The following is a 26,188-nucleotide window of genomic DNA, read 5'->3' as shown; positions in this document are numbered from 1 at the left end:
CCTCGGCTGTTCTCATGACGCCGGCGTCGCTGACGGCGTCGGCGTGGGTGTCGCCGCGGGTGTCGGCGTGAGCACCCGCCAGGGCGAGCGGTCGTGGTCGGTGAGACCCACCGCGGGATCATCGCCCTGCGTCCACCACTTCGCCACGTACGGCGTGCCCTCGAACTGGACGCGGTCGCCGGCGGTGTAGACCTTCCCCGCCTCCCATGCGGGGTAGGTCCCCTGGGGCGCCGTGGGCGGCGCGTACGGCGCATCGTTCGGCATCACGGGGCCGACGAGCGTCCAGGCGGTCTCATCTCCCGCGAGGGTGGGGTCGTCGGGCTCGGCCCCGCCGAGCGTCCACCATTTCGCGCTGTACACGTTGCCGTGCCACACGACCCGGACGCCGCTGGAGTACGACACGTCGGGCGACCAGATCGGATACGGGCTCGTGTCCGGATCATCCGGCACGGGGGTCGGTGCCGCCGTCGGTGCCGCCGTGGCGGCCGGCATGCCGTCGAACCCCTCGGACAGGATGTCGGCGAACGACTCGCCCTGCTGGTCGATGCCGCTGCAGGAATCCGAGACGATCTGGATGTCCGGGTAGTTCGGCCCGCAGGTGCGATCGCGATTGAGGGACCACATCGACATGCGCCCCAGCGCATGCTCGGCAGCGAACGCGTGCAACAGCTCGGCGTCGCGCAGGGTGAACACCTCGCCGGCGATGTCGTTCTGGCCGATCATCGGGGTGACTCCGAGGATCGCCCAGGCCCCCTCGGACGGGAGATCGACGTCCATCCGGTCGTAGAGGGTCGTCAGCTGCGCGCGCGTCGCCGTGGCCGCATCGATGGCGATCTCCCCCATCGACCGGTCGCCGAGGTCGGTGTTGTAGTTCATCGTCATGATGTTGACCCCGGTGAGGTCCACCCCCGACGCCAGCATCTGGCGCACGACCGTGAGCCCCTCCTCGGTGAGACCGTCCATCGCCACCGGAAGCGTCACCCACACCTCCAGAGGCTCGCCCGCACGCTCGCGCTCGCGCTGCAGCTGCGCGACCGCGGCGGCGCGACGGTAGCCGGCGGCCTCGTCGCTGAGGTTGGCGTACTCCAGATCGAGGTCGATGGTGCCGACTCCGTAGCGGTCGATGACGTCGCGATAGGCGTCCGCGACCTCGCCCGACGTCTCGCAGGCGCTGGCGAGCTCGGTGTTGATGGCACCGCCGAAGGACACCACGACGTCGGCTCCCCCTTGACGCAGGCGTGCCACCCGCCGGTCGAGGTCCAGCTCGCGCTCGGCCTCGTCGAGGCTGTAGAAGGTCCCCCAGGTCGGCTCGCACACGTCCTCGGCTTCCGCCACCACGAACGCGAGCACGATCGCGGCGTCCTCCGCCACGGCGGGGGTGTCCGAGACCGCGGCCGCCGGCACATCGAAGTAGCCTCCGAACCACCGCGGCCCGGCCACCGTCGCCTGCGCGGACGCCTGGTGTCCCACCACGGCGCTCACGACGAAGGGCGCCGCCATCACTGCCACGACCACGGCGACCGCGGTGCCGACCCGCCAGGGGGACAGCCGCTTGCCCGCGTGACGTCCCCGTGACGCGGCGCTCACGAGGGCACCCCCGGTGCCGGGTGGCCCTGTCGGAGAACCGTGCGCCAATCCGGTCCCTCATCGTCGGCGTCGGCGGAGCCGGCACCCGAGGGCGAGGCATCCACCCACATCCAGTCGGTCAGTCCGATCCAGGTGTCGACGATGGAGTTCCGGATGCCGATGTTCGCCAGGATCGCCCAAGCGCCGCAGAACGCGTTGAACGCGGAGAAGGCGAGCGTCCCCCACGCCCCATCGCTCCAGCTGCGCCACGCGACGAACAGGGAGAACCCGACGATCGCGTACGGCGCGACGACGTAGAGGAGCTGCGTGGCCGTGCGGTCTTTGACCTTGGGCGTCCGCGCGAAAGGGATCTTCTTGCCGGTGAGGCCCTGCTGGATGGACTTCAGCACGCCCGCGATGTTCACCGGGAGCAGGATCAGGTTGAATCCGTAGATACGGAAGATGTCGGTGCGCTTGTACCCGCAGTAGTGCAGGTCGCTCGCCATGGCGAGGAAGTACGGAAGGGCGCCGATGAGCACGAGAGGGCTCACCAGTCGGCTGTCGTACGGGTAGGCCAGAAGGAACACCAGGCCGAGGCTCGCCCATGCGATGGAGGCCATGTAGTTGGCGCGCAGCGCGATCTCGCCGATCGCCATCGGCTTGTGCGCGAGACGGTGCGCGCGCATCTGCCGCCAGAACTTCGGCAGGATCAGCAGTCCGCCGTTCGCCCAGCGTCGTCGCTGGACGACGAGCGTCCCGAAGTCGGGCGGAGTGGCCGAGTAGCTCAACCGCTCGGGATAGTTCACCAGGGTCCATCCGTGCTCGCCGAGATCGACGCTGGACTCGGTGTCCTCGATCACGGTGCGGTCCTGCACGTAGCGGCGGACCTCGAACCCGTCGACGGTGTCGATCTCGAGGATGTCGTCGAGCGCCTCCATGCGGATGACCGCGTTGGCGCCCACCCAGAAGGTGGCGTTGTGGGCGGTCATCCCCTGATGGAGGATGTGCTGCACGTCGGTGGTCGCCCCCGAGAGCCGCTCCACGCGCGTCGGCGCTCCTCGGAACGACGAGTACGGGGTCTGGGTCACGGCCACCTTGGCGTTCTCGGGCTGCTCGAGGAAGTGCACCAGACGCAGACAGTAGTCCCGCAGCAGGACGGAGTCGGCGTCGAGGGTGAGGACGAACTCCGAGTAGGGCACGTCGAGATCGGCCTCGGCGGCGGTCGTCACCGGACGCAGCAGCAGGCCCAGCTCGGTCTGCTGCTCGGCGAAGCGCCCGCCGAGCAGACCGATGTAGGAGTTGAGGTTCATCGCCTTGTTCGCCTCGTGCGACAGCGACGCGTAGCGCTTGCGTTCGAAGGAGGTCACCTCTGCGGAGAAGATCCACACGAGGCGCCGGAACAGCTCGCGCACCCGCTCGGCGGGGACGCTCGCCCCCTCGTCGAGAGCGGTCATGACCGCGCCGGCCGTGGCGTCGAGGTCGTCGGCGAGACCGAGGACCACCTCGTCGACGAAGAAGTCGTCGACGTGGTCTTCGCGCCCGTGCGTCGCCGCGAGGGCACGGAGCCAGTCGACCGCGGCGGTGTAGGCGTCGACGAGCCGGACCAGCAGGTCCTCATCGGCGTGTCCGGATGCCGCGATCTCGGCCTCGCATCGCGCGAGGGCGTCACGGAACTCCGCGGCGGGGCCGGCGAGCGCCCGCGTGATCTCGGGTCCGATGCGGCGCGTCTCGTCGAGCTTGGCCGCCACGGCCGGATCGGCCGGGTCCGGGGCATCGTCGATGAGCAGGACCACCCGCATGGAGGGGTACTCCTGCAGAGCCGCCGACCACAGGGTCGTGCGGATGACCGAGGGCTCTTCGGCGTAGGAGGGCACGAGCACCGTGAGCGGACCGTGGCTGAGCGAGAAGTGCCGATCGAGCTCCGCACGGTCCGCGCGCCGGTGACGGGCGAAGCGTTCGTACGCCCCCTGTCGCGCGACGAGGTACATCAGGGCGGAGAACGTCAGCACGCTGATGACGAGAAGGTAGGAGACCGCCTCGATGACACGCCAGGTGGAGTCGAAGGCCCCCGCGAACAGAAGGGTCACGGCGACCGTGAGCATGTAGAGCGCCCACACCGACACCGTCACCCAGATCGCGACCCGCCCCCAGATGAGCTTCGCGGTCGACGGACGGCTGTGCACGGCGGGCAGCGGCGGGCGTGGCCGCTCGGTGCCCCATTGCCGCCGACGCCGTTTCGGCGGATCGGAGGGTACAGCGAGCGGGGCGTCGTCCTCGATCGTCGCGACAGCCGGCGAAGGGCTGTCCTCATCGGGGAGGCGCGTCGGATCGTCGGCGAGATCGACCATCGGCGGTGTTCACTTTCGCGGGGAGGGAGCCGCTTCACGGTCGCGGCCGATCAGACTCTAGGCCCCCGCACCACCGCCGCGCAGGGCGTCACCGCCGATCTTGGCCTTCTCTTGACCCTGCGTTGAGGTTCCCGGCCTTCCGGGCCAGGGGCCGGGCCGTGACCAGGATCGGCAGGTGGTCGCTGTCCCCCTGCGGAAGAGTACGGACCCGATCGATTTCGAACCCGATGGAGGTGGCGAAGTCGTAGTGGCCGCGGAAGAAGCGATAGCGGGTGTAGGTACGCGAATCGCTGAGATTCAGCTCGTATCCCTGATCGCGGACGCGCTGCCCGAGGTTCTCCTTGAAGACCGGGTAGTTGTAGTCGCCGACCATGAGGGTCGGGAGCCCGTCGCCCATGAGCTGGAGCTCCGACAGGGCGGTGCGGATCTGGTGGCGGCGGAGGGAGTTGAGCGCCGTCAGGGGTGCCGCATGGAACGACGCGACCACCACCTCGTGCCCGTCGTCGATGTCGTAGAGCTTCACCCCGAGCAGCCGCTCCTCGGCGGGCTTCAGCACACGATCGTGGAGCGACTTCTTCAGCGCCATCATGCGGACGTCCACCGCGCGGAAGGTGTTCTCCCGGTAGTAGACGGCCAGGCCCAAACGGTTGCGCTGGGTGGAGTCGGCCAGGCGCAGGCCGTCGATGCGCTCGGGGATGTCCTTCGTGTCCGCTTCCTGCAGGCACAGCACGTCGGCCGCGTGGCGCTCGACGAGATGGGAGAGCTCTCCCGCGGCGCGGTGCTTGCGCAGGTTGTACGAGATGACTTTCATGACGGGGACAGCCTAGGACTCCCTCGTGACGATCGGGTATCGCGCACGTGGATCCGTCGTGTACTCCCAGGTCGCGGCCTCCGCCGGTGTCAGAGCTCGCGGCGGGCCCGGGTCTGCTCGGCACGGAGGGACAGCAGATCGTCGGCAGGGTATCCGACCTCGGTGAGGGTGAGGCCCCGCGCGGCGAGGACCTTCACCTCCGGCACCCGCTCGCGGGCGTCGCGGATGCGCACGACATCCTCGGCGGACAGACGCCCCTCCCCGACGGCGACGCACGCCCCGACGAGCGCGCGCACCATGCTGTGGCAGAACGCGTCGGCTTTCACGTGCGCGAGGAGGACGCCCCCGTCGTCCCTCCGCCATGAGAACGCGAGCAGGGTGCGGATCGTCGTCGCCTCCTCGCGCGGCTTGCAGTAGGCGGCGAAGTCGTGGAGCCCGATGAGCGACCCGGCCGCGGCATCCATCGCGTCGCCGTCGAGCCGGGTGCGGACGAAAGTGGTGCGGTGGCGCTCGAGCGGGTCGTAGCTGTCGTCGGCGATCCGATATTCGTAACGCCGCCAGACCGGGGAGAACCGCGCATCGAATCCGTCGGGCGCGCGGCGGACGCGCCGCACCGTGACGTCGGCGTAGGCCCCGAGCGCACCGTTGACGCGCCGGGCGAGCGCCGCGACGCCGCCGTCGTCCTCTCCCTCCCGCGCGCGCCCGCGCGAGAGGCGGCCGACCTGCACCTCGTCGAGATCCAGGTGTGCGACCTGCCCGCTCGCGTGCACCCCGGCATCCGTCCGCCCCGCGACCACCAAACGGATCTCGTCCCCGAGGACGCGGGCGAGCGCGTCCTCCAGCGTCTGCTGCACGGTGCGCAGGCCCGGCTGCCGCGCCCAGCCGCGGAAATGGGTGCCGTCGTAGGAGATGTCCAGTCGGAGGCGCACCCGTTCAGCCTACGGCGGGCGCGGGTAGAGTCCGAGGGTGACAAAGCGCGGGCGACTCCTCGGGACGGTGGGTGTGGCGCTTCTGGGAACGGTGGGAGTCGTCGTGGCCGCCTTCGCGATCTGGCAGATGCTCTTCGCGGCCCCCGACGGACCGCGGCCCCCCGCTCCCGGCGACGCTCTCTTCGTCTCGCCGGATTCCTTCGCCGCCCGCGCCGCGGGCGACGGCGGCGAGGATGCGTCCACCGAGGCCGCCGCCTACCTCGCCGCCCAGCCCACGGCGGTGTGGCTCACCCCCGAGACCTATCCGATCGGCAGCGTGACGGCCGCCGTCGAGGGGATCCTCGCGCAGGCCCGCGCGCAGGACGCGACCCCCGTCCTCGCCGTCTACGGACTCCCCGATCGCGACTGCGGCAACTTCTCCGCCGGCGGACTGGATGCCGAAGCGTATCCCGGATGGATCGATGCCATCTCCGCCGGGCTCGCCGCCGACCCCGCGCGATCGACGGTCGTGATCCTCGAACCCGATGCGCTGGCACTCGACTGCGAGCGCTCGGAGGAGCGTACGGCGCAGATCGCCGACGCCGCCTCGCGGCTCGCGGCGGAGAACACCTTCGTCTACGTCGACGGGGGTCACTCGAATTGGCGGTCCGTCTCGGAGATGGCGACGCTCATCGCCGAGGTCGCCGAAGCCGCTCCCGGCGCGATCCGCGGATTCGCCACCAACGTCTCGAACGCGAACTCCGACGCCGACGAAAGCGCCTACGCGCGGCAGGTCGTCGGTCAGCTCGAGGCGTGGGGCTTCGACGATCTGCACGCGGTGATCGACACCTCGCGCAACGGCGCCCCGCACACGGGGTCGGAGTGGTGCAACGTCCCGGGGCTCCGTGTGGGCGCGACCGCCGGAACCTGGGGCGACGACGTGGTCGACACGAACCTGTGGATCAAGCCGCCGGGCGAAAGCGACGGCACGTGCAACGGCGGCCCGGTCGCGGGGGTGTGGTGGCCGGAAGCCGCGGTGGAACTCACGCGCGACATCCTGTGATACCGGAGCCCGGGACGCCGATAAGCTGACGTCGGGTGGACCGATGGTCCACAACGAATGCGCCACCGGAAACACCCGCTGTGTACCATTGCGCTGAACATGGCTCCTGAGGTGTTCCAGCACCCCCGCGGCACCCACCGCGCTCCACTCCCCACACCCATCGAGAGATCCCCATGAACGACTCCAGCGGCGTCCCCAAGACCGCGGTCATCGTCGAAGACGACGCAGAGATCCGCCACCTTCTCGTGGAAGTCTTCGAGGGGGCCGGGTTCTCGACGGTTTCCGTCGGCAACGGGATCGACGGCGTGCAGGCCGTCATCAGCTACCAGCCGACGGTGACGACGCTCGACATCAACATGCCGGGCATCGACGGGTTCGAGGCCGCCCGGCGGATCCGCCAACAGAGCGACACGTACATCATCATGCTCACCGGCCTCAAGGACGAGGCCGACCTGGTCCTCGGGCTCGGATCGGGGGCCGACGAGTACCTCACGAAGCCGTTCCGCCCGCGTGAGCTGCGCGCGCGCCTGGACGCCATCCTGCGTCGCCGCGACACCGCGCCGGCAACCGGCGCGGGAGCGACGGCCCCGCCCGCTCCTCGTCAGGAGCAGGTCGGGCCGTCGTTCCCGGGCGGCCGCAACACCGCTGCGCGACACGGTGTGATGGATGCCGGCTCCGCCGCCTCCCCGACGGCGGTGCCGGCATCCGTTCCTCCCCCGCCGTCAGAGGCCTCCGCGACCATGGTGATCGCGGAGTCGGGTAGCGAGGTCCCCACCTCGCCTGCCTCGAACGGCACCCTCGAGCACGTCGGGTCGGCCGCGGTGCGGCACCGCGACCTCGCGCTCGATCCTGATTCGCGCATCGTCGTGATCGACGATCGCGAAGTCGATCTGACCCGCACAGAGTTCGACCTCTTGGCCACCCTCATGGAGTCCAAGCGTCGTGTGCGGACCAAAGCCGATCTCACCCTGGTCCTGCGGGGCGAGTCGTACGTCACCAGCTACTTCGTGGGCGAGGCCGACAAGCGTGCCATCGAAGCCCACATGACCAACCTCCGACGCAAGCTCGGCGACTCCCCCACGAACCCTCGCTACATCGAGACGGTACGCGGGGTGGGCTACCGCCTGACGGCGGAGGCCGGCTCGCCGGCGTGAGGCCGCGAGTACCCGGACGCCCGCCTGCCGGGCGCTCATACCTGGAACCCCTGGTGGCGGCGGATCAGCTTGAAGAACATCATGAGCGTCTGCAGGACCGTGATGACGCCGACGATCGGCCAGCCGACCCACAGGATGGTGGACTGCGCGACGGGCGGGAGCATCACCCAGATGACGGCCATGGCGACCAGCGACGCGATCAGGAGCACCAGCGGGACCCAGTAGGTGCTGCCGCCGCCCTTCTCCGCCTTGGCCTGCATGGCCCAGTTGTCGACCTTCTTGCGCGAGAGGAATCGGGTCCACGAGCGCAGGAAGTGGCTGATGCGCACCCACATGAACACCTCGGCCGGAGCGATGAGCCCCGCGAAGAGGACATCGCGGGCCGTGCGGTCCTTCATGGTGAAGGCGATGCGCATGTTCAGCGCGACGGCCATCGCCGGCGGGATGAGCCACCACGGCGAGAAAACGAACGCGCCGATCGACAGCGAGCCGGCCAGGAGGACCAGGAAGGCGACGCGGACGAAGAAGTTCGTGAGCATGCCGATGTTCTCGAACCAGCGCAGACGCAGGTTCGGGTGCAGCGGCTGGCCCTTGGTGTCGCCGCGCTGCCCCGGCCACATCAGCTCGATGGCTCCGTAGGTCCACTTCACCTGTTGCGCGTCGTAGGAGCGGAGGGTGGTCATGCCACCGACGTCCGCGCGGGCGAAGGGGCTGATCTTCGTGAGGTAGCCGGCGCTCTTGATCTGGAGCGACAGGAGCGAGTCCTCGACCTCGCTATCCTTCACCCAGGGGGTGGACTGGTGGTTCTGCACCATGACATCGCGCAGGGCCGCGGTGGAGAAGATCGAGAACTGACCGCCGAGCACGGCCATGTTGCGGCCGCGCAGGAGGTTCTGCATGTTGAAGGCGGCGAACTGGGTGCGCTGACCCGAGATCAGGAACTTCGCGATCGCGCCCTTGATGGGGCGGTCGTCGATCGAGTAGATCGCCGAGATGCCACCGATGCGGCTGTCCGACATCGCCTCGCTCTCGAGGTACTCCACGGCCCGGGAGTCGGCGATGGTGTCGCCGTCGACGCCCAGCAGGTAGTCGTAGCCCTCCACCAGCGCGAAGCCGTAGTTCAGGGCGCCGACCTTCTTGTCGGGGTTCTTGCCGATGTCGTGGACGAAGACCTCGGTGAACTGCTCGCCGAGCTCGGTGACGACCTCGTGCGGTCCGCTGTACCGGGACGCGATCTTCACGGTCTTGTCCGAGGTGTTGTTGACCACCACGTGGATGACGTCGGGGACGCGGGTCTGACCGAGCAGCGACTCGATGACGTCGGCGATCGACTCCTCCTCGTTGTACGCGGGGATGACGCATCCGATGGTCGAGCGTCCGACGATCGCATCGTCGAGGACCGATTCGAACTCCCGGTCGATCTCGCGCTCGACCGGTTCGGCCGGCTCGAGGTGCTCGACGACGGTGCGGGCGAGAGCGCCACGGCGCACGAGGGCGGTGGGGGGAGTCGTTGTCATGCCCACAACTCTGCCCGCCCGACCGCAAGGCGTCGCCGACGGACGATGAGCGCTTCCGCAAGGAAACCTCAAGGCGACCGCAACGTCCGGGAGGTGCGATGAGGGACACCATCCGCGTGTCGGGTCGCACCCGCTCCATCTGGCTGACCCAGCTCTCCCTCGCCGGGGCGGTGATCGCCATCGCGCTGATGGCGATGGTCATCGCGCCGGCATTCTTCGGACAGCTGCACTTCGTCATCGGCACCGCGGTGATCGTCGGACTGGCGGCCTTCACCATCGGGGCCCCCTGGGACCGGTGGCCCCGGCTCGCGGTTCTGGCGATCCCCTTCCTCGACGCCATCGCGATCGGTGTGCTGGCCTTCGGCACCGATCTGCGCCTCAGCTTCCTGTGGGCGTTCCCGGTGATGTGGGCCGGCATGCACTTCCGTTTGCCCGTGCTGGCCGGCATGCTCGGGCTGATCAGCGGTCTCATCGCCCTGGAGATCCTGAACAACACCCCCGGCGCCACCGTGCTCCGCGTCTTCATCGTCGTGTCGACGCTGTCCTTCATCGGCATCACGGCGCACCTCGCGATGCGGCAGGTGCGGGCGTCGCGGCGCCTCATGGCGCGACAGGCGTCGCGGCTGCACGCGACGGTCGAGCGCCGCTCCGAGCAGGAGCGGCGGACGAACGAGATCCTCAACGCCGTCGACATCGGAGTCGCCCGTGTCGCCACGAGCGGGCCGACGCTGAGCGTCAACAGCACCTACGGACGCCTGTACGGCATCGATCCGCGCGACCCCGAGCAGCCGGCACGGTCGGTGGAGTACTCCGGATATCGCGGGATGCCGATCCCGCCCGGTGACCGCACGCTTGCGCGGGCTCGGCGCGGCGACACCTTCCACGACCAGCGCGTGTGGATCTTCACGACCGACGGCGAGTGGCGGACCCTGTCCGTCACGGCCAAGCGCCTGCGGTCCTCTGCGCACGAGGAGGAGACCGTCCTCCTCCTCGTCCACGACGTGACGGCCGTGACCCAGGCGCAGCGGGAGCGCGAACGCCTCGCGGCCATCGCCTCCCACGAGCTGCGGCATCCGCTCACCGTCATGATCGGCACGGCCGAGCTCGCCCTCGAGGACGAGAGCATGTCGCCCAAGGCCGTCGAGCGGTTCCAGAAGCTCCTCGATGCCAGCGAACGGATGCTGGAGATGACGCAGCAGATGCTGGGCCCGCGCTCAGCGGTCCGTTCCGAGGCTCCCCCGGTCGACCCCTCCCCGCGGGAGGAGACCGATCTGCAGCCGATCCTCATCGATTCGGTCGCCTCCTACGAGCAGGTCGGACGTGCCAAGGACGTCCGCGTCTCGCTGTCGACCAGCGGACGCCTGCGCGCGGTGGTCGACGGGTTCCGGATGCGCCAGGTGTTCGACAACCTCGTCAGCAACGCCGTGAAGTACACCGTCGCCGGCGGTGACGTCGAGATCACCGCGGGAGCAGAGGGCTCCGACGTGGTGGTGAGCATCGCCGACACCGGCATCGGGATCTCGCCCGAGGACATCCCCCGCGTCCTCACCCCGTACTTCCGCACCTCCGCGGCGAAGAAGACCGCCGCCGGCACCGGCCTCGGGCTCGGGATCACGAAGGAGATCGTCGAGGCGCATGGCGGCACCCTCACGATCGACAGCGCACTCGGCGAAGGCACCGTCATCACCGTCCGCCTCCCTCGCGGAGCCGCCGCCCAGGAGGGAGCCTGATGGACGTCCTGCAGACGATCGGCTCCTCCGACCTCGGCATCTGGCAAGCCGGCTTCGCGGCGGCGGCCACCTCGGTCACGGTGGGAATCGCCTTCCTGCGCGCCCCGAGCCGGGCGACCCTGTACTGGACCTACGCGTTCACGCTGGCGCTGATCTCCACGTTCGGCGTGATCGCCGCTCAGATCGCCGAGAACGAGCCCGCCCGCGCGTTCGCGCTCGGCCTCCTCCTCGGCGCCCCCGCCACGCTGTGGTCCGGGTTCCGCGCCCACCGCGGCGTCCGGGCCTACATCTGGGTGGGGCCCGCACTGGCACTGCTGATCGCGCTCACCCTCACCCTGGCCGCCGACTCTGCGTGGTTCATCACGGCATACCGCGTCTGCTACCTCCTGGCAGCGCTGTCCGGAGGCCTGTTCCTGTGGGAGTGGAACCGGATGCCGAACCGCAGCGATCCGGTCGTGTGGCCCTTCGGGGTGGTCTCGGTGCTGTTCGTCGCGCTGGGCGTCGCCGGAGCCGCGGTGGGGCTGGCGACTCGTCCGATCGACGAGGACTTCACCGTCACGCGCCCGCTCTCCGCCCTGGGGATGCTCGTCTACATATCGGCGGCCCTCATCGCCATCCTCGGCCTCACGCTGGCGCGACGCTCGTCGGGCGGCTCGACGCCCGCGATCGACCGCGAGTTCGCGGCCTTCCGCGACGCCGCCGGCGCGCGTCTGGCACGCTCCCTCCCGACGAGTGAGGTGTGCTCGGTGCTGATCGTCCGACTCGACGACCTGCCCCAGCTGCGCACCACGCTCGGAGCCGAGGAGATCGGCGCACTCACGGGCCGGATGGTGGCGGCTCTGCGGGCGACTGCCGCGGCGGGAGCCCTCGTCTCACCGGCGGCAGAGGGCGCCGTCGCCGCTTTCGTCGCCCGGCCCGAGGGCGCGACCCGGGACCTGCTGCGACGCCTCCTGCGAACCGTGGGCGACCTCGAGGTGGACTCGCGTCTGCCGGTCCAGCTGTCGGCGAGCGCAGGCTGGTGCTCCACCACCGTCGGCGGATACGACCTCGACGCGCTGCTCTTCATCGCCCGCGGGGCCGCCGAAGTCGCGCAGGAGCGCGGGGGCGATCAGTGGGAGCGCGCGGACGGCAGCTTCATCGAGCGGCTGGTCACGGGGCTGGAGGAGCGGTGAGCGCCACCGTGAGCACATCCGTGGCGGTCTGCTTGGCGTAGTCGGCCGAATCCGGCGCGGTCTGCATGAGGAAGTCGTAGGTGATCTGCAGGATCACCCGGTCCGCCTCCTCGGGGACCGCGCCGATCTGGAAGGTCTGCGAATAGCTCTGCGGGCTCAGCACGAGGTATCCCGGGTTCACCGTCGCCGTATCCGTCTGTGCCGCGAGCGGCGCGAGCTGGCCGGTGGCCGTGGCGGGGATCGCCACGACGCTCGCCTGCTGCAGATACACCTTCTTGCCGTCATCCGGAGTCACGGTGGTCGTCAGCGACATGTTGAGCGGCTTCAGCGCCCCCGGTGTCCACTGGTCCATCGACAGCGGCGACCAGTAGTCCACCGTCGCCGAGACGGCGCCCGCCTGGAGCTCCCGCTGCGTCGACCCGCTGGAGAGGTCGTTGGGGACGGGGGCGGGAACGGTCGCGGTGGGCGAGCCGGTGGGTGCGGACGTCGATCCGCCCGGCTCCTCCCACGGCGGTGTGCCGCATCCGGTCAGCGTCGCACCCGTGGCGAGGGCGACGGCGAGCGCGATCGAGAAGCGAAGCGGGGGAGTGCGCATGGTCTTCCGTCCGTGAGAGGCCTTCGGCCAGTGTAGGGCGTCGCTCAGCGCACGATCGCGACCGCGCTCGGCAGTCGGCGCAGCACCTCCTCGCTGACCGAGCCGAGCAGGAAGCGGGCGATCGCGCCGCGACCGTGCGAGCCGAGCACCGTCATACGCGCGCGGCGCGCGTAGACCTCGATCGCCTCCGACGGGTACCCGCGCTCGATGTGTCGCTCGACGCGCAGGTCCGGGTACGTCGACGACAGGCCCGCGAGGGAGAGACCGAGGCTCTCCTCCGCCAACCGGGCGAGGGCGTCGAGATACTCCGGCGGGTACAGCCCCGGGTGCCGCGAGACCTCCATCGGGCTCCACGCGATCACGGTGACGAGGGCCTCGCCGAGCCGGTCCGCCTCGGCGGCGGCGAATCCGATGGCGCGCTCGGACAGGTCCGAGCCGTCCACGCCGACCACGACACCCGATCGCGGGCCGGGGTCGGCGTCCGGCACGACCACGACCGGCGCATGGGATCCGGCGACGATGCGGATGCCGTGCGGTCCGCGGGCGGGTCCCCCGTCGCCGCGGAAGTCGCTGCCGATCACGAGGAGCGCGGCATCCGTCGACGCGTCGATGAGCTTCGCGACGGGATTCCCGTGGTCCACACGGACCCGGACGTCGAGCCGGTCGGGGTGCGCGGTGATGAGTTCGCGCGCCTGCGCCTCGAGCTGCGCGCGGAGGTCGTCGACGGCCTGCTCGATCAGGTTCGCCTCGCCGATCGTCCCCACGGCCCCACCCACGACGGAGAAGAGCAGCAACCGCTGGCGGCGATCGAGAGCGCGCTCGACGGCCCACGCGATGGCGCGCTGTCCGGAGCGCCGGCCCGCCTCGCTGTGAAGGGCGACGCCGACGACGATGGTGTCCTTCATCATGTCCTCCTCGGGTCCCTTCCACGCTAGGTCCGCACCCTCCGCCGCACGGGGACCTTGGTCCCGGCGTCGCCTCCGAACTCCCAGCGTCCGGTCGTACACTGACAGGCGCCGTCCTTCGACCCCGGCCGCTCCCCCTCGATGACGTTCACCGCGCCCCGTCCGACCGCCGCCCGCTTCGCCGGGCTGGACGGTCTGCGTGCCGTCGCCGTGATCCTGGTCGTGGTCTACCACTTGTTCGGCCCGGCGCTCCTGCCGGGGGGCTTCCTCGGTGTGGACGTCTTCTTCGTGATCAGCGGCTTCCTCATCACCTCGCTCCTCCTGCGCGAGATCGCCGCGACCGGCGGCATCCGTCTGGTCGAGTTCTGGCGCCGTCGCGCGCGACGCCTGCTGCCGGCGCTGCTGGTGGTGCTCGCCGTCTGCACGACCATCGCCGGTCTGATCGGCGGCGACGTCCTGAGCGGACTCGGCTGGCAGGTGGCGGGCGCCCTCACCTTCAGCTACAACTGGCTCGCCCTGGCCGGCGATACCGGCTACTTCGCCGCGACGACCCCGGAGCTCTTCCGGAACGTGTGGTCCCTCGCCGTCGAGGAGCAGTTCTACCTCCTCTGGCCGCTGATCCTGCCCCTGTTCCTGCTGCTGCCGCGGCGCACGTGGCGTGCCGCGGCCGCCGCGATCCTGGCCCTGGCGAGCGCGGCGGCCATGGCGATCATGGTCTCCGGCGGTGCGGGAACGGCGATGACCGCCTTCTCGGATGCCGTGACCCGCGCGTACTTCGGCACCGACACCCACGCGTTCGGCATCCTCCTCGGCGTGGCCCTGGCCTGTGCACGCCCCGCCCTCCTCGACCGGATCGGCGAGCGCCGCGGGGGGCTCGCCACGGGCGCGGGCGCGATCGCCGTCGGCGGCGTGATCGCTCTCGCCCTCCTCCCCCCGGGTGACGGCATCGCGACCTTCCCGGGCGTCCTCCTCGCCGCCAGCGCCCTGACGGCGGTGGCGATCCTGTCGGCCGCGGTTCCCGGATCCCGCGTCGGCGTCGTGCTCGATGTCGCGCCGCTGCGGTGGATCGGCGACCGGTCCTACGGCATCTATCTGTGGCACTGGCCGCTCCTCGTCCTCGCGCTCGCGTGGCTGCGCGGCACGGGGCCCGAGGCCGGCGTTCCCCTCGCGGTGGGCGTGGGTGTCCTCCTGGTCACCCTGGCCGCCGCCGAGCTCTCCTACCGGTTCGTGGAGACGCCGCTGCGCCGCGACGGCTTCCGAGGCACCGCGCGACGCCTGCGCGCCGCTCTGCGCGGCTCGGCACGCGTGCGGGCGCGGGCGGTCGGCGCGGTCGCGGTCACGGTCCTGTTCCTCGGCGGCTCGAGCGCGGCTCTGGCAGCGGCACCCGGCGAGACCTCCTCCGAGGCGGTGGTCGCCGCGGGCGCCGCCGCGCTCGAGGCGGCTGAGGAGACCTCCCCCCGTCCCGCGCCGTCCCGATCCGCTGTGACACCGCTCACCCCCGCCGTGAGCGCGCCCTCACCGACGCCCGTCGCCGGGGAGGAGATCACCGCCGTCGGCGACTCCGTCATGCTCGCCGCCGTCCCCGGACTCCTCGAGGAGCTCCCGGGCATCCAGGTGGATGCCGCCGTCTCGCGGTCGGTGTGGGCCGGGCCCGGCATCCTGGAGTCCCTCGCCGCGCAGGGCCAGCTGCGGCGTTACGTGGTCCTCGCGCTCGGAACCAACGGCCCGGTCGATGCCGGCGTCCTGCAGCGGATGGTCGACATCGCCGGCCCCGAGCGCGACGTCATCCTCGTCAACGCCTATGCGCCGCGGGAGTGGATCCCGCAGGTGAACGCCGACCTCGAGGCGTTCGCCGCCGCGCATCCCCGCGTGAGCGTCGCCGACTGGTCGAGCGCGATCGCACCACGCGAGGATCTGCTGGCCGGCGACCGCATCCACCCGGGCGAGGAGGGCGGCCGGCTGTTCGCCCGGACGGTCGAGGCGGGCGTCACCGCCGTCGAGCACGCCCGCGCGGCCGCGGAGCACGACGCGCAGATGCGCGAGTACCGCCGTCTGCACCACGCCGAGGTCCGCATCCCGCAGTGACGGACGCGGCGGCGTCAGGTCAGAAGCGTTCGACGAGGGCGCGCTGGCGGTGCGTCGCGCGGAAGCCGAGCCGCTCGTAGAGCGTGTTCGCGCCGGTCTTACTCGCGGTGTCGACGTCGAGGACGGCCTGCTCGAGCCCGGCGTCGCGGGCGGCGCTGAGGGTGCGGGCGATCACGGCGGGGGCGAGCCCCCTCCCCCGCTCGTCGCGAACGACGCCGATGAGGTCGATGTAGGTGTTCGGGGCGCCGAGGGCCGCCCAGTCCTCCTCGTTGACCGATGCCAGGCAGAAGGCCACGACACGACCGTCCCGCAGAGCCAGCGTCGAGAGGTCGGGCCGGAGGAAGGGTCCGTCGACGAACTTCGTCCAGCGCTCCACCGTGCTCGGGAGGCTCCCCCAGTGGTCGCGGAAGGCGTCGTTGCGCGCGAGGCGCACGTCCTCCGACCGTTCGGGGCTGTAGGGAACGAGGTCGACACCGTCGGGCGCCGCCGCCTCCGCCGCGGGCTCGGACAGGTCGCGCTGCATCGAGCTGAACCAGCGCTCCGTGCGCAGGCCCCGCCGCTCCCCCAGGCGCGCGGCATCCGTGTTCGTCTCGTCGACGTACTGGAAGATCGCCGCGGGCCCCGGCGCCCCGGTGGCGGCGATGAGCTCGCGGGTGCGGTCGTGGCTCCACGCCAGCAGTTCGCGGCCGATGCCCTGCCGTCGCCGGTCCGGGTGCACGGTCCCGTGAAGGTATCCGTGGATGCCGGTGGTCGTGTCCGGGTGCACCATGGCCCACGCGAACCCGATGATCTCGTCGTCCGAGTCGACGGCCACGCGGGTGTCGAGCGCGGGATCGACATGGGACAGCTCGAAGACGTCCGCGAGGTCTTCGCGCGGTGTCACCCACGTGGGGTGGTCGATCCGGTCGGCGGCGACGACCACGGCGTGGATCCCGTCGAGGTCGGCGACGGTGGCGGAGCGCAGGCGAATCGTCATCCCTCGAGCCTACGCAAGAGACCCGCACCCCTGAACAGGGATGCGGGTCTCGTGCGTAGGTGTGGAGCGGTGTCAGGCCTTGTCGTCCTGGACCGCGTCCTCGGCGGCGGCCTCGGCAGCGGCGCCCTCCTCCGGCGACTCCGCGCCGGCGTCGGCGGCGGTGTCGCCCGCAGCAGACTCCTCGGCGGCCGGGGTCTCCTCGGCGGCGGTCTCCTCGGCGGCGGCAGCCGGAGCAGCCGAGCGCTTGGTGGCCTTGGCCTTCGGCTTCACCGGCTCGAGGACGAGCTCGATGACGGCCATGGGGGCGTTGTCGCCCTTGCGGTTGCCGACCTTGGTGATGCGCGTGTAGCCACCCTCACGGTCGGCCACGAGCGGCGCGATCTCGGTGAAGAGGACGTGCACGACTTCCTTGTCGCCGATGACGCTGAGCACCCGACGACGCGCGTGCAGGTCGCCGCGCTTGGCGAACGTGATGAGGCGCTCGGCCAGCGGACGCAGGCGCTTCGCCTTGGTCTCCGTGGTCTTGATGGACTTGTGCGTGAACAGGGCCGCGGCCAGGTTCGCCAGCAGAAGACGCTCGTGTGCGGGTCCGCCTCCGAGGCGGGGTCCCTTCGTGGGCTTGGGCATTTTCGATTACTCCAGTGGGAAAAGTCGGTCAGGTGAGCCGGGAGACTCAGGCGTTCTCGTCGTCGTAGCCGCCGTAGAAGTGCGCGCCGTCGAACCCGGGAACCGAGTCCTTCAGCGACAGCCCGAGCGAAACGAGCTTGTCGCGCACCTCGTCGACCGACTTCTGGCCGAAGTTGCGGATGTTCATCAGCTGCGTCTCGGAGAGGGCGACCAGCTCGGAGACGGTGTTGATGCCCTCGCGCTTGAGGCAGTTGTAGGAGCGCACCGAGAGGTCGAGGTCCTCGATGGGCATCGAGAGCTCGTTGGAGAGCACCTGCTCGACGGGGGCGGGACCGATCTCGATACCTTCGGCCTCGACGTTCAGCTCGCGGGCGAGACCGAACAGCTCGGTGAGGGTGCGACCGGCGGACGCCACGGCGTCGCGCGGAGCCATCGACGCCTTGCTCTCGACATCCAGGATCAGCTTGTCGAAGTCGGTGCGCTCACCCGCACGGGTGGCGTCGACGCGGTAGCTGACCTTCAGGACCGGCGAGTAGATCGAGTCGATCGGGATCTGACCGGCCTCGGCGTACTCGTTGCGGTTCTGCGTGGCCGAGACGTAGCCGCGGCCACGCTCGATCGTCAGCTCCAGCTCGAAGCGGGCCGTGTCGTTGAGGGTCGCGATGACCAGGTCGGGGTTGTGCACCTCGACACCGGCGGGAGCGGAGATGTCCGCCGCGGTGACCTCGCCGGAACCGGTCTTGCGCAGGTACGCCGTGATCGGCTCGTCGCGCTCGCTGGAGACGACCAGCTGCTTGATGTTGAGGATGATCTCGGTGACATCCTCCTTGACACCGGGGATGGTGCTGAACTCGTGGAGGACGCCGTCGATGCGGATCGAGGTGACGGCGGCACCGGGGATCGACGACAACAGGCTGCGGCGCAGCGCGTTGCCGATCGTGTAGCCGAAGCCGGGCTCCAGGGGCTCGATGATGAACCGGCTGCGGAACTCCCCGATCTTCTCCTCGGTCAGAGTGGGACGCTGTGCGATGAGCACGATGTGTTCCTTTCGATCACGTGCCCGCTATATGACACGTGCGGTGAATGAGGTGTTGAGTTGTTCTCGAGTCCCGTTCCGCCGTCGCGCGGGCGACGTGCATCGCCGCGCGACGGCGGAACGGAACGGAAAGGAATGTCAGACGCGGCGGCGCTTCGGGGGACGGCAGCCGTTGTGGGCCTGGGGGGTGACGTCCTGGATCGAACCGACCTCGAGGCCGGCAGCGGTCAGCGAACGGATCGCGGTCTCGCGACCCGAACCCGGTCCCTTGACGAAGACGTCGACCTTCTTGACGCCGTGCTCCTGCGCCTGGCGGGCGGCGGACTCCGCGGCCATACCGGCGGCGTACGGGGTCGACTTGCGCGAGCCCTTGAAGCCGACGCCACCCGAGGACGCCCAGCTGATCACGGCGCCCGACGGGTCGGTGATCGAGACGATGGTGTTGTTGAACGTCGACTTGATGTGGGCCTGACCCACGGCGATGTTCTTCTTCTCCTTGCGGCGCGGCTTGCGCGCTGCGGACTTGGCCTGTGCCATGTGCGTGTTCTCCTAAACCCTGGGGCCGCGCTTAGCGCGCCTTCTTCTTGCCGGCGACGGTGCGCTTGGGGCCCTTGCGGGTGCGCGCGTTGGTCTTCGTGCGCTGACCGCGCACGGGGAGCCCACGGCGGTGACGCAGGCCTTCGTAGGAACCGATCTCGACCTTGCGGCGGATGTCGGCGGCGACCTCGCGACGGAGGTCACCCTCCACCTTGTAGGTGCCTTCGATCTGGTCGCGGAGGGCGACGAGCTGGTCGTCGGTGAGGTCCTTCACGCGGATGTCGTGGTCGATGCCGGTGGCGGCGAGGACCTCGTGCGAGCGGGTACGGCCGATGCCGTAGATGTAGGTGAGCGCAATCACCACGCGCTTGTCGCGCGGGATGTCGACGCCGGCAAGACGTGCCATGTCGTTCTCCTGAGGAGTCGTGCGAAGGTGTGGAGCAGCATCGGTGCCCGGGCCTTCGTCCCGAGGTGTCCCCCGCTGCGCGGGTTCTGATACTGCCGGATGTGTTCAGTTGTGGGTGTGAGCCGGGGCGGCGGGGGCTGCGGGGGCTAGATCTCGATACACCGCGCCGGAGGCGCGGCACTCGATCCTGACCCGAGTCGCATCAGCGCGGCTGTGCCGCGGTGATCCGACTCGCGTCAGCCCTGGCGCTGCTTGTGACGCGGGTTGGACTTGCAGATCACCATGACGCGCCCGTGGCGACGGATGATCTTGCAGTGGTCGCAGATGGGCTTGACCGAGGGGTTGACCTTCATGATTTCTTCTCTTCGCTGTCTTCGCCTCCGCCGGCAGGGCCCGCGGAGGCGTTACTTCTCGACCGGTCTAGCGGTAGCGGTAGACGATGCGTCCGCGGGTGAGGTCGTAGGGCGACAGCTCCACGACGACACGGTCCTCGGGGATGATGCGGATGTAGTTCTGCCGCATCTTGCCGGAGATCGTTGCGAGGACCTTGTGTCCGTTGGTCAGCTCGACGCGGAACATCGCGTTGGGCAGGGCCTCGGAGATCACACCCTCGATCTCGATGACACCGTCTTTCTTCGCCATACGCTCGCTAACACTTCGTGCAGACCGGTCGGTCTGCGGTGGATGGGAGTCGGTGCTGTGGACACGCCGATGAAGGCGCAACGCACCAAAGATCAAGCATACGTGATAGTGGATGCCGCGGCAAATGGGGGCCGCATCCTCTCACACCCGATCAGCCGAAGAGCGTCGCGAGCTGACCCGGCGCGGGGATCTCGGAGTTGGAGATCACCTCGCCGTTAACGGTCAGGGTCGGCGTCGCGATCCCGGCGGCGCCCGGCTGGACGGGGGTCTCCTGCGTGATCGAACCGACGTAGCGGGAGTAGGTCTGATCGGTCACGCACGCGTCGACCCCGTCGACGCCGACGGACGAGGCGATCGAGAGGATCTCGTCATCCGTGAGCCCGGCGCTCCCCTCGGCCGGCTGCGCCGCGAACATCGCCTGCAGGAACGGGAGGGCGGCGTCCTCGTCCGCCACCGCGACGCAGTACATCGCGTTGGCGGCGCGGGTGGAGAACTCCGTCCCCTGAGACACCCGGTCGAGGATCGAGATCGGGTGGATCTCGAGCGTGGTCGAGCCGTCTTCGACGAGCCCGTCGATCTCGGGACCGTAGGCGGCCTCGAAGTCGCCGCACACCGGGCACATGAAGTCGATGTAGGTGGCGAGGGTGTTCTCGCCGTCCCCGACGGAGATCGCCCCCGTCTCGGCATCGACGTTCGCCGCCTGCGGCGCCTCCCCCGGACCGGTCGCGGCGTTGTTCAGCACCACGACGAGGCCGCCGACGGCGACGATCGCCACCACCACGGCCGCACTGACCCACACGGCGAACCAATTGACCTTGCGCGCGGCAGCAGCCATCATCTTCCTCTTCCGAACCTCGTCGAACCGAACGCCGGGACTCAGGCGATCGGCTGTGGGGTGACGCCGAACGGCGCGAGCGCCTCGGCGCCGCCGTCGGGCGCCGTCAGCACCCACACTCCGCCATCATGCACGGCGACGCTATGTTCCCAGTGTGAGCCGGCCGTGCCGTCGACGGTCGACACCGTCCAGCCGTCGTCCTCGACGTCGGTCTCCTGGTCGCCGATGACGACCATGGGCTCGATCGCGACGACCAGTCCCGGGCGCACTTCGGGACCCTCGTCGTCGACGCGGTAGTTGAACACCGACGGAGACTCGTGCATCTTGCGTCCGATGCCGTGACCCACATAGTCGCGGAGGATCCCGTACCCGCCGTCGGGCGCGTGCGTCTCGATGTATCCCTCGATCGCCGCACCGATCTTCCCGAGATGACGCGCCGACGCGAGGGCTGCGATACCCGCCCACAGCGATCCGCGCGTGACCTCCGACAACCGCTCGCGCTCGGCGACGACGTCCGGTCGAGTCGGGTCGTCCAGAACCACCGTGAAGGCGGAGTCGCCGTTCCACCCCTTGAAGAGCGCTCCGCAGTCGACGGAGAGGATGTCGCCGGGCTCCAGCGCCCGCTCCCCCGGGATGCCGTGCACGACCTGCTCGTTCACCGACGCGCAGATGGTGTGCCGGTAGCCCCGGACCAGCTGGAAGTTGCTCGTCGCGCCGCGCTCGGCGATCACGCGTGCGGCGACGGCATCCAGCTCACCCGTGGTGACGCCCGGCGCGACGATTTCGCGGACGGCGTCCAACGCCGCGGCGGTGATGAGCCCCGGCTCGATCATCGCCCGCAGCTGAGCGGGCGACTTGTAGATGGAACGGCGCAGCACCACGGTCAGCCGACGCGCGCGAGACCGCGTGCCTCGAGGGCGGAGACGATGCGCTCGGTGATCTCGTCGAGGGAGCCGACGCCGTCGATCGCCACGACCGCACCGCGCTCGCGGTACACGTCGAGGATCGGGGCGGTCTCCCGCTCGTAGATCGCGAGGCGGTTCGCGATGATCTCCTCGGTGTCGTCGCTGCGCCCCTGCTCGGCGGCGCGCTGCGACAGCCGCGCGATGCTCTCCTCGCGGGGGACGTCGAGTTCGATGACGGCGTCCAGCTGCTCGCCGCGGTCGGTGAGGAACGCGTCGAGGTCGCCGACCTGTCCGAGGTTGCGGGGGTAGCCGTCGAGGAGGAATCCGCCGGCGGCGTCTCCTTCCGACAGGCGTTCGCGGACCACGGCGCTGGTGAGCTCGTCCGGAACGAGATCACCGGCTTCGATGATCGCCTTGACCCGCTCTCCGAGCTCCGACCCGCCGGAGACGGCGGCGCGGAACATGTCGCCGGTCGAGATCGCCGGGATGCCGAAGGCCTCCGCGATCCGCACCCCCTGGGTGCCCTTGCCCGAGCCCTGCGGCCCGACGATCAGCAGACGCGCGGTCATCGCAGAAGCCCTTCGTAGTGACGCTGCTGCAGCTGCGCGTCGATCTGCTTCACGGTCTCGAGCCCCACGCCCACGATGATGAGGATCGAGGCGCCGCCGAAGGGGAAGTTCTGGTTCGCACCGACGGTCGCCAGCGCGATCAGCGGCAGGAGCGCGATCAGACCGAGGTAGATCGACCCGGGCGCCGTGATGCGCGTGAGGACGTAGTCCAGGTACTCGGCCGTCGGACGCCCCGCACGGATGCCGGGGATGAACCCGCCGTACTTCTTCATGTTGTCGGCGACGTCGACCGGGTTGAAGGTGATCGCGACGTAGAAGTAGGTGAAGCCGATGATCAGCAGGAAGTACACGAGCATGTAGATCCAGCTGTCGCCGTTGGTGAAGTACTGCTGGATCCACGCGACCCACCCGGGGATCTCCTCACCCGGCTGCGGCTGGTTGAACTGCGCGATGAGCGCGGGGATGTACAACAGCGAGGAGGCGAAGATGACGGGCACGACGCCGGCCATGTTGACCTTGATCGGGATGTAGGTGTTCGTCCCGCCGTAGGTGCGGCGTCCGACCATGCGCTTGGCGTACTGGACGGGGATGCGGCGCTGGGACTGCTCGACGAAGACGACCAGGGCGATCACCACGACGCCGACGGCGATCACGAGGAGGAAGACCTCGAAGCCGCGGGCCAGCCAGATGGAGCCGAGGGCCGACGGGAACGTGGCCGCGATCGAGGTGAAGATCAGCAGCGACATGCCGTTACCGATGCCGCGCTCGGTGACGAGCTCGGCGAACCACATGATGAGGCCGGTGCCGGCGGTCATGGTGATGATCATGAGGAGCTGCGCCCACCACACGTCGTTGGTGAGGAGCTGCTCGCACTCGGGGATGCCGGTGACGCCGAAGAGCTGACCGGACCGGGCGACGGTGACCAGGGTCGTGGACTGCAGCAGCGCCAGGGCGATGGTGAGGTAGCGGGTGTACTGGGTCAGCTTCGACTGGCCCGCCTGCCCCTCCTTGTAGAGGGTCTCGAAGTGCGGGATGACCACGCGCAGGAGCTGCGTGATGATCGTCGCCGTGATGTAGGGCATGACGCCCAGGGCGAAGATCGACAGCTGCAGCAGGGCGCCGCCGGAGAACAGGTTCACCAGCGACAGCAGACCGTCGGTGCCTCCGGACTGCGCCAGGCACGACTGGACGTTCGGGAAGTCGACGAACGGCGTCGGGACGTGGGCACCGAGCCGATACAGCACGATGATGCCCAGGGTGAAGCCGATCTTCCGCCTCAGGTCGGGGGTGCGGAAGATCCGCGCGATGGCGCTGAACAAGAGCGTTCCTCCAGTGGGGATGACGGCGCGCTCGCAGGCGCACCGTCACAAGACTAGCCCAGCCGGTCCCGCACGCGTCAGCGTCGGATCTCGCCGGGGACGACAACGGGGGCCGGAGAAACTCTCCGACCCCCGATCGTCATTACTTGACGGTGCCGCCGGCGGCGACGATCTTCTGCTCCGCGGAGCCCGAGACCTTGTCGACGGACACGTTCAGCGCCACATCGATGTCGCCGGTGCCGAGCACCTTGACCTTCTCGTTCTTGCGCACCGCACCCTTGGCCACGAGGTCGGTGACGGTGACGTCTCCGCCCTTCGGGTAGAGCTCGGCGAGCTTCTCGAGGTTGACCACCTGGTACTCCACGCGGAAGGGGTTCTTGAACCCGCGCAGCTTCGGGGTGCGCATGTGCAGCGGCATCTGCCCACCCTCGAAGCCGGCCTTGACCTGGTAGCGGGCCTTCTGACCCTTGGTGCCACGACCGGCGGTCTTACCCTTCGAGCCCTCACCGCGACCCACGCGGGTCTTGGCGGTGTGGGCACCCGGGACGGGACGCAGGTGGTGGACCTTCAGGACGCCGGGACGCGATGCCGCGACATCCTTCTTCGCCTCCGCCGTGGCGGGGGCCTTCTTGGCTGCCGGCTTCTTGGCGGCGGCCTTCTTGGGCTCGGTCGCCTCGACGACGTCGTCCTTCTTCTCAGCCTTGTCGGCCATCAGTCGATCTCCTCAACCTTCACGAGGTGCGCGACGGTCTTGATGTAGCCGCGCGTCTGCGCGTCATCGGGGCGGACGACGGAGTCGTTGATCCGCTTCAGACCGAGCGAACGCAGCGTGTCACGCTGGTTCTGCTTCTCGCTCACCTTGGACTTGACCTGGGTCACCTTCAGGCGCGCGGCCATCAGACACCTGCCTTCGCGGACGCCGTGGCCTCGGCCTCGGCACGGACGAGACGGGCGGGGGCGACCTGGTCGAACTCGAGACCGCGACGCGCGGCGACCGCACGGGGCTCCTCGAGCTGCTTCAGGGCCTCCACCGTCGCGTGGACGATGTTGATCGTGTTCGACGAACCGAGCGACTTGGACAGCACGTCGTGGATACCGGCGCACTCGAGCACGGCGCGCACGGGACCACCCGCGATGACACCGGTTCCGGCGGCAGCCGGACGCAGGAGCACGACGCCGGCAGCGGCCTCACCCTGCACGGGGTGCGGGATGGAGGAGCCGGTGCGCGGGACGCGGAAGAAGTTGCGCTTGGCCTCTTCGACACCCTTCGAGATCGCCAGGGGGACCTCGCGGGCCTTGCCGTAGCCGACACCCACCACACCGTTGCCGTCACCGACGACCACGAGTGCGGTGAAGCTGAACCGACGGCCACCCTTGACGACCTTCGACACGCGGTTGATGGTCACGACGCGCTCGAGGAACTGGCTCTCGTTGCGGTCGCGGCCACCGCGGTCGCGGTTGGGATTGCGCTCACGACCACCGCGGCGCGGCTCGCGCTCGGCGGGCGCATCGGCGGCGGGCGCCGCTGCCTGCTCGGTAGCGGTCACTTCGTTCTCCACCTTCTGGTTGTTCACTGCATCGCTCACAGGTTCAGACCTCCCTCACGGGCACCGTCCGCGATCGCCGCGACACGACCGGCGTAGCGGTTGCCACCACGGTCGAACACGACGTCGGAGACGCCGGCGGCCTTCGCGCGCTCGGCGAGGAGCTCGCCGACCTTGCGGGCCTTGGCGGTCTTGTCACCGTCGAAGCCGCGCAGGTCGGTCTCGAGGGTGGAGGCGCTGGCCACGGTGTGACCCTTGGAGTCGTCGACGATCTGCACGAAGACGTGACGTGCGGAACGCGTGACGACCAGACGGGGCCGCTCGGCAGAGCCGACGATCTTCTTGCGCAGGCGGGCGTGACGACGCGAACGCGCCTGAGACTTTGTCTTGACAGCCATCGTTACTTACCACTCTTTCCGGCCTTGCGACGCACGACCTCGCCGGCGTACCGCACACCCTTGCCCTTGTACGGCTCGGGCTTGCGGATCTTGCGGATGTTCGCAGCCGCCTCACCGACGGCCTGCTTGTCGATCCCGCTCACGGTGAGCTTGTTGTTGCCCTCCACCGTGAGGGTGATCCCAGCCGGCGGCTCGATCAGGACGGGGTGCGAGAAGCCCAGGGCGAACTCGACCGAGCTGCCCTTCTGGGCGACGCGGTACCCGGTGCCGACGACCTCGAGGCCCTTGGTGTAGCCCTGGGTCACGCCGACGATGTTGTTGTTGATGAGGGTGCGGGTCAGGCCGTGGAGCGACCGCGACTCGCGCTCGTCGTCGGGGCGGGTGACGAGCACCTGTCCCTCGTCGACGGAGACCTCGATGGGGCTGGCGACGGAGAGCTTCAGCTCGCCCTTCGGGCCCTTGACGGAGACCTCGCGGCCGGCGACCTCGACGGTCACGCCCGCGGGGATGTCGATGGGAAGACGTCCGATTCGCGACATG

Annotated in this window: 28 protein-coding genes; 5 read left to right on the top strand and 23 right to left on the bottom strand. The window is 69.7% G+C overall.

Going from position 1 to position 26,188, the window contains the following annotated elements; translation table 11 throughout:
* Positions 1 to 12: 12 nt before the first annotated feature.
* The 4 genes from AB0O93_RS08310 to truA all read right to left on the bottom strand — a co-directional run bounded on the left by AB0O93_RS08310 (position 13) and on the right by truA (position 5,654).
* A complete protein-coding gene (locus AB0O93_RS08310; RefSeq protein ID WP_363342302.1) occupies positions 13 to 1,587 on the bottom strand; it encodes a carbohydrate-binding protein in 1,575 nt (524 codons plus the stop codon).
* The gene (locus AB0O93_RS08305) at positions 1,584 to 3,914 is read right to left on the bottom strand and encodes a glycosyltransferase family 2 protein (protein ID WP_363342300.1); all 2,331 of its coding nucleotides are present in this window, start codon (positions 3,912 to 3,914) and stop codon (positions 1,584 to 1,586) included. The genes AB0O93_RS08310 and AB0O93_RS08305 overlap by 4 nt, the downstream gene beginning before the upstream one ends.
* Before the next feature lie 88 nt (positions 3,915 to 4,002).
* The gene (locus AB0O93_RS08300; RefSeq protein WP_363342298.1) at positions 4,003 to 4,725 is read right to left on the bottom strand and encodes an endonuclease/exonuclease/phosphatase family protein; all 723 of its coding nucleotides are present in this window, start codon (positions 4,723 to 4,725) and stop codon (positions 4,003 to 4,005) included.
* An 89-nt stretch (positions 4,726 to 4,814) separates the two neighbouring features.
* Positions 4,815 to 5,654, bottom strand: coding sequence for a tRNA pseudouridine(38-40) synthase TruA (gene truA / locus AB0O93_RS08295; protein WP_363342296.1), 840 nt, complete (start codon positions 5,652 to 5,654; stop codon positions 4,815 to 4,817).
* 37 nt (positions 5,655 to 5,691) lie between these two features.
* On the opposite strand from truA, the gene AB0O93_RS08290 reads away from it, so the two are divergent.
* Together AB0O93_RS08290 and AB0O93_RS08285 are read left to right on the top strand one after the other, a co-directional pair.
* Complete coding sequence (locus tag AB0O93_RS08290) at positions 5,692 to 6,696, top strand: glycoside hydrolase family 6 protein (RefSeq protein WP_363342294.1); 1,005 nt, start codon at positions 5,692 to 5,694, stop codon at positions 6,694 to 6,696.
* Between the two features lie 173 nt (positions 6,697 to 6,869).
* The gene (locus AB0O93_RS08285) at positions 6,870 to 7,850 is read left to right on the top strand and encodes a response regulator transcription factor (RefSeq protein ID WP_363342292.1); all 981 of its coding nucleotides are present in this window, start codon (positions 6,870 to 6,872) and stop codon (positions 7,848 to 7,850) included.
* A 35-nt stretch (positions 7,851 to 7,885) separates the two neighbouring features.
* Here the strand turns inward: AB0O93_RS08285 and AB0O93_RS08280 are convergent, their stop codons facing one another.
* The gene (locus AB0O93_RS08280; RefSeq protein ID WP_363342290.1) at positions 7,886 to 9,367 is read right to left on the bottom strand and encodes a glycosyltransferase; all 1,482 of its coding nucleotides are present in this window, start codon (positions 9,365 to 9,367) and stop codon (positions 7,886 to 7,888) included.
* A gap of 98 nt (positions 9,368 to 9,465) precedes the next feature.
* Here AB0O93_RS08280 and AB0O93_RS08275 point away from each other — a divergent pair, with 98 nt between their 5' ends.
* Together AB0O93_RS08275 and AB0O93_RS08270 are read left to right on the top strand one after the other, a co-directional pair.
* Positions 9,466 to 11,097, top strand: a complete 1,632-nt coding sequence (locus tag AB0O93_RS08275; RefSeq protein ID WP_363342288.1) for an ATP-binding protein — start codon at positions 9,466 to 9,468, stop codon at positions 11,095 to 11,097.
* A complete protein-coding gene (locus AB0O93_RS08270; protein ID WP_363342286.1) occupies positions 11,097 to 12,269 on the top strand; it encodes a hypothetical protein in 1,173 nt (390 codons plus the stop codon). The genes AB0O93_RS08275 and AB0O93_RS08270 overlap by 1 nt, the downstream gene beginning before the upstream one ends.
* On the opposite strand, the gene AB0O93_RS08265 is transcribed toward AB0O93_RS08270, so the two are convergent.
* The gene (locus tag AB0O93_RS08265) at positions 12,247 to 12,864 is read right to left on the bottom strand and encodes a hypothetical protein (RefSeq protein WP_363342284.1); all 618 of its coding nucleotides are present in this window, start codon (positions 12,862 to 12,864) and stop codon (positions 12,247 to 12,249) included. The two genes, AB0O93_RS08270 and AB0O93_RS08265, sit on opposite strands and share 23 nt — an antisense overlap.
* Before the next feature lie 44 nt (positions 12,865 to 12,908).
* A complete protein-coding gene (locus AB0O93_RS08260) occupies positions 12,909 to 13,769 on the bottom strand; it encodes a universal stress protein (RefSeq protein ID WP_363342282.1) in 861 nt (286 codons plus the stop codon).
* 141 nt (positions 13,770 to 13,910) lie between these two features.
* Between AB0O93_RS08260 and AB0O93_RS08255 the strand changes: the two genes are divergently transcribed.
* On the top strand, positions 13,911 to 15,854 hold the full coding sequence (locus AB0O93_RS08255) for an acyltransferase family protein (protein WP_363342280.1): 1,944 nt from the start codon (positions 13,911 to 13,913) through the stop codon (positions 15,852 to 15,854).
* Positions 15,855 to 15,873: 19 nt separating this feature from the next.
* On the opposite strand, the gene AB0O93_RS08250 is transcribed toward AB0O93_RS08255, so the two are convergent.
* The 16 genes from AB0O93_RS08250 to rplF all read right to left on the bottom strand — a co-directional run bounded on the left by AB0O93_RS08250 (position 15,874) and on the right by rplF (position 26,187).
* Complete coding sequence (locus AB0O93_RS08250) at positions 15,874 to 16,830, bottom strand: GNAT family N-acetyltransferase (protein WP_363342278.1); 957 nt, start codon at positions 16,828 to 16,830, stop codon at positions 15,874 to 15,876.
* A gap of 72 nt (positions 16,831 to 16,902) precedes the next feature.
* Positions 16,903 to 17,457 carry a 50S ribosomal protein L17 gene (rplQ, locus tag AB0O93_RS08245; protein WP_363342276.1) on the bottom strand — a complete coding sequence of 185 codons (555 nt, stop codon included), beginning with the start codon at positions 17,455 to 17,457 and terminating at the stop codon, positions 16,903 to 16,905.
* Between the two features lie 46 nt (positions 17,458 to 17,503).
* Positions 17,504 to 18,493, bottom strand: a complete 990-nt coding sequence (locus AB0O93_RS08240; RefSeq protein WP_053546356.1) for a DNA-directed RNA polymerase subunit alpha — start codon at positions 18,491 to 18,493, stop codon at positions 17,504 to 17,506.
* 138 nt (positions 18,494 to 18,631) lie between these two features.
* Positions 18,632 to 19,030 carry a 30S ribosomal protein S11 gene (gene rpsK, locus AB0O93_RS08235; protein WP_013583990.1) on the bottom strand — a complete coding sequence of 133 codons (399 nt, stop codon included), beginning with the start codon at positions 19,028 to 19,030 and terminating at the stop codon, positions 18,632 to 18,634.
* 31 nt (positions 19,031 to 19,061) lie between these two features.
* Positions 19,062 to 19,436: a 30S ribosomal protein S13 gene (rpsM, locus tag AB0O93_RS08230; protein WP_053546357.1), complete on the bottom strand. Its 375-nt coding sequence runs from the start codon at positions 19,434 to 19,436 to the stop codon at positions 19,062 to 19,064.
* A gap of 236 nt (positions 19,437 to 19,672) precedes the next feature.
* Positions 19,673 to 19,789: a 50S ribosomal protein L36 gene (rpmJ, locus tag AB0O93_RS08225; protein WP_138174654.1), complete on the bottom strand. Its 117-nt coding sequence runs from the start codon at positions 19,787 to 19,789 to the stop codon at positions 19,673 to 19,675.
* A gap of 67 nt (positions 19,790 to 19,856) precedes the next feature.
* Positions 19,857 to 20,078: a translation initiation factor IF-1 gene (gene infA, locus AB0O93_RS08220; RefSeq protein ID WP_028496510.1), complete on the bottom strand. Its 222-nt coding sequence runs from the start codon at positions 20,076 to 20,078 to the stop codon at positions 19,857 to 19,859.
* A 151-nt stretch (positions 20,079 to 20,229) separates the two neighbouring features.
* Positions 20,230 to 20,913, bottom strand: coding sequence for a thioredoxin domain-containing protein (locus AB0O93_RS08215; RefSeq protein WP_363342273.1), 684 nt, complete (start codon positions 20,911 to 20,913; stop codon positions 20,230 to 20,232).
* Between the two features lie 41 nt (positions 20,914 to 20,954).
* The gene (gene map, locus AB0O93_RS08210; protein WP_363342271.1) at positions 20,955 to 21,794 is read right to left on the bottom strand and encodes a type I methionyl aminopeptidase; all 840 of its coding nucleotides are present in this window, start codon (positions 21,792 to 21,794) and stop codon (positions 20,955 to 20,957) included.
* A 2-nt stretch (positions 21,795 to 21,796) separates the two neighbouring features.
* A complete protein-coding gene (locus AB0O93_RS08205; protein ID WP_363342269.1) occupies positions 21,797 to 22,387 on the bottom strand; it encodes an adenylate kinase in 591 nt (196 codons plus the stop codon).
* Positions 22,384 to 23,706 carry a preprotein translocase subunit SecY gene (gene secY / locus AB0O93_RS08200; RefSeq protein WP_353999275.1) on the bottom strand — a complete coding sequence of 441 codons (1,323 nt, stop codon included), beginning with the start codon at positions 23,704 to 23,706 and terminating at the stop codon, positions 22,384 to 22,386. Before secY ends, AB0O93_RS08205 begins: the two co-directional genes overlap by 4 nt.
* A gap of 142 nt (positions 23,707 to 23,848) precedes the next feature.
* Entirely contained in the window at positions 23,849 to 24,418 is a 570-nt protein-coding gene (gene rplO, locus AB0O93_RS08195; RefSeq protein ID WP_363342266.1) for a 50S ribosomal protein L15, read from the bottom strand.
* Positions 24,418 to 24,603, bottom strand: a complete 186-nt coding sequence (rpmD, locus tag AB0O93_RS08190) for a 50S ribosomal protein L30 (RefSeq protein ID WP_020098644.1) — start codon at positions 24,601 to 24,603, stop codon at positions 24,418 to 24,420. The genes rplO and rpmD overlap by 1 nt, the downstream gene beginning before the upstream one ends.
* Complete coding sequence (gene rpsE / locus AB0O93_RS08185; RefSeq protein ID WP_082334510.1) at positions 24,603 to 25,292, bottom strand: 30S ribosomal protein S5; 690 nt, start codon at positions 25,290 to 25,292, stop codon at positions 24,603 to 24,605. The genes rpmD and rpsE overlap by 1 nt, the downstream gene beginning before the upstream one ends.
* The gene (rplR, locus tag AB0O93_RS08180; protein WP_053546362.1) at positions 25,289 to 25,648 is read right to left on the bottom strand and encodes a 50S ribosomal protein L18; all 360 of its coding nucleotides are present in this window, start codon (positions 25,646 to 25,648) and stop codon (positions 25,289 to 25,291) included. Before rplR ends, rpsE begins: the two co-directional genes overlap by 4 nt.
* Positions 25,649 to 25,650: 2 nt before the next feature.
* Positions 25,651 to 26,187 (bottom strand): 50S ribosomal protein L6, encoded by a 537-nt coding sequence (gene rplF / locus AB0O93_RS08175; RefSeq protein ID WP_053546363.1) that lies wholly within the window; start codon positions 26,185 to 26,187, stop codon positions 25,651 to 25,653.
* Position 26,188: the final 1 nt, after the last annotated feature.

The organism is Microbacterium sp. NPDC077184, from assembly GCF_040687055.1.
In the GTDB taxonomy this organism is placed as follows: Bacteria; Actinomycetota; Actinomycetes; order Actinomycetales; family Microbacteriaceae; genus Microbacterium.
The sequence above is the reverse complement of the archived record's forward strand: the minus strand, read 5'-3'. Positions and strand labels throughout refer to the sequence as shown.

Coding starts and splice junctions, on each gene's coding strand:
- AB0O93_RS08305 (WP_363342300.1), bottom strand. CDS start 3,914: ATGGTCGATCTCGCCGACGATCCGACGCGCCTCCCCGATGAGGACAGC.
- AB0O93_RS08300 (WP_363342298.1), bottom strand. CDS start 4,725: ATGAAAGTCATCTCGTACAACCTGCGCAAGCACCGCGCCGCGGGAGAG.
- AB0O93_RS08285 (WP_363342292.1), top strand. CDS start 6,870: ATGAACGACTCCAGCGGCGTCCCCAAGACCGCGGTCATCGTCGAAGAC.
- AB0O93_RS08280 (WP_363342290.1), bottom strand. CDS start 9,367: ATGACAACGACTCCCCCCACCGCCCTCGTGCGCCGTGGCGCTCTCGCC.
- AB0O93_RS08275 (WP_363342288.1), top strand. CDS start 9,466: ATGAGGGACACCATCCGCGTGTCGGGTCGCACCCGCTCCATCTGGCTG.
- AB0O93_RS08270 (WP_363342286.1), top strand. CDS start 11,097: ATGGACGTCCTGCAGACGATCGGCTCCTCCGACCTCGGCATCTGGCAA.
- AB0O93_RS08265 (WP_363342284.1), bottom strand. CDS start 12,864: ATGCGCACTCCCCCGCTTCGCTTCTCGATCGCGCTCGCCGTCGCCCTC.
- AB0O93_RS08260 (WP_363342282.1), bottom strand. CDS start 13,769: ATGAAGGACACCATCGTCGTCGGCGTCGCCCTTCACAGCGAGGCGGGC.
- AB0O93_RS08255 (WP_363342280.1), top strand. CDS start 13,911: ATGACGTTCACCGCGCCCCGTCCGACCGCCGCCCGCTTCGCCGGGCTG.
- AB0O93_RS08250 (WP_363342278.1), bottom strand. CDS start 16,830: ATGACGATTCGCCTGCGCTCCGCCACCGTCGCCGACCTCGACGGGATC.
- rplQ (WP_363342276.1), bottom strand. CDS start 17,457: ATGCCCAAGCCCACGAAGGGACCCCGCCTCGGAGGCGGACCCGCACAC.
- rpsK (WP_013583990.1), bottom strand. CDS start 19,030: ATGGCACAGGCCAAGTCCGCAGCGCGCAAGCCGCGCCGCAAGGAGAAG.
- rpsM (WP_053546357.1), bottom strand. CDS start 19,436: ATGGCACGTCTTGCCGGCGTCGACATCCCGCGCGACAAGCGCGTGGTG.
- rpmJ (WP_138174654.1), bottom strand. CDS start 19,789: ATGAAGGTCAACCCCTCGGTCAAGCCCATCTGCGACCACTGCAAGATC.
- infA (WP_028496510.1), bottom strand. CDS start 20,078: ATGGCGAAGAAAGACGGTGTCATCGAGATCGAGGGTGTGATCTCCGAG.
- AB0O93_RS08215 (WP_363342273.1), bottom strand. CDS start 20,913: ATGGCTGCTGCCGCGCGCAAGGTCAATTGGTTCGCCGTGTGGGTCAGT.
- AB0O93_RS08205 (WP_363342269.1), bottom strand. CDS start 22,387: ATGACCGCGCGTCTGCTGATCGTCGGGCCGCAGGGCTCGGGCAAGGGC.
- rplO (WP_363342266.1), bottom strand. CDS start 24,418: ATGGCCGACAAGGCTGAGAAGAAGGACGACGTCGTCGAGGCGACCGAG.
- rpmD (WP_020098644.1), bottom strand. CDS start 24,603: ATGGCCGCGCGCCTGAAGGTGACCCAGGTCAAGTCCAAGGTGAGCGAG.
- rplR (WP_053546362.1), bottom strand. CDS start 25,648: ATGGCTGTCAAGACAAAGTCTCAGGCGCGTTCGCGTCGTCACGCCCGC.
- rplF (WP_053546363.1), bottom strand. CDS start 26,187: ATGTCGCGAATCGGACGTCTTCCCATCGACATCCCCGCGGGCGTGACC.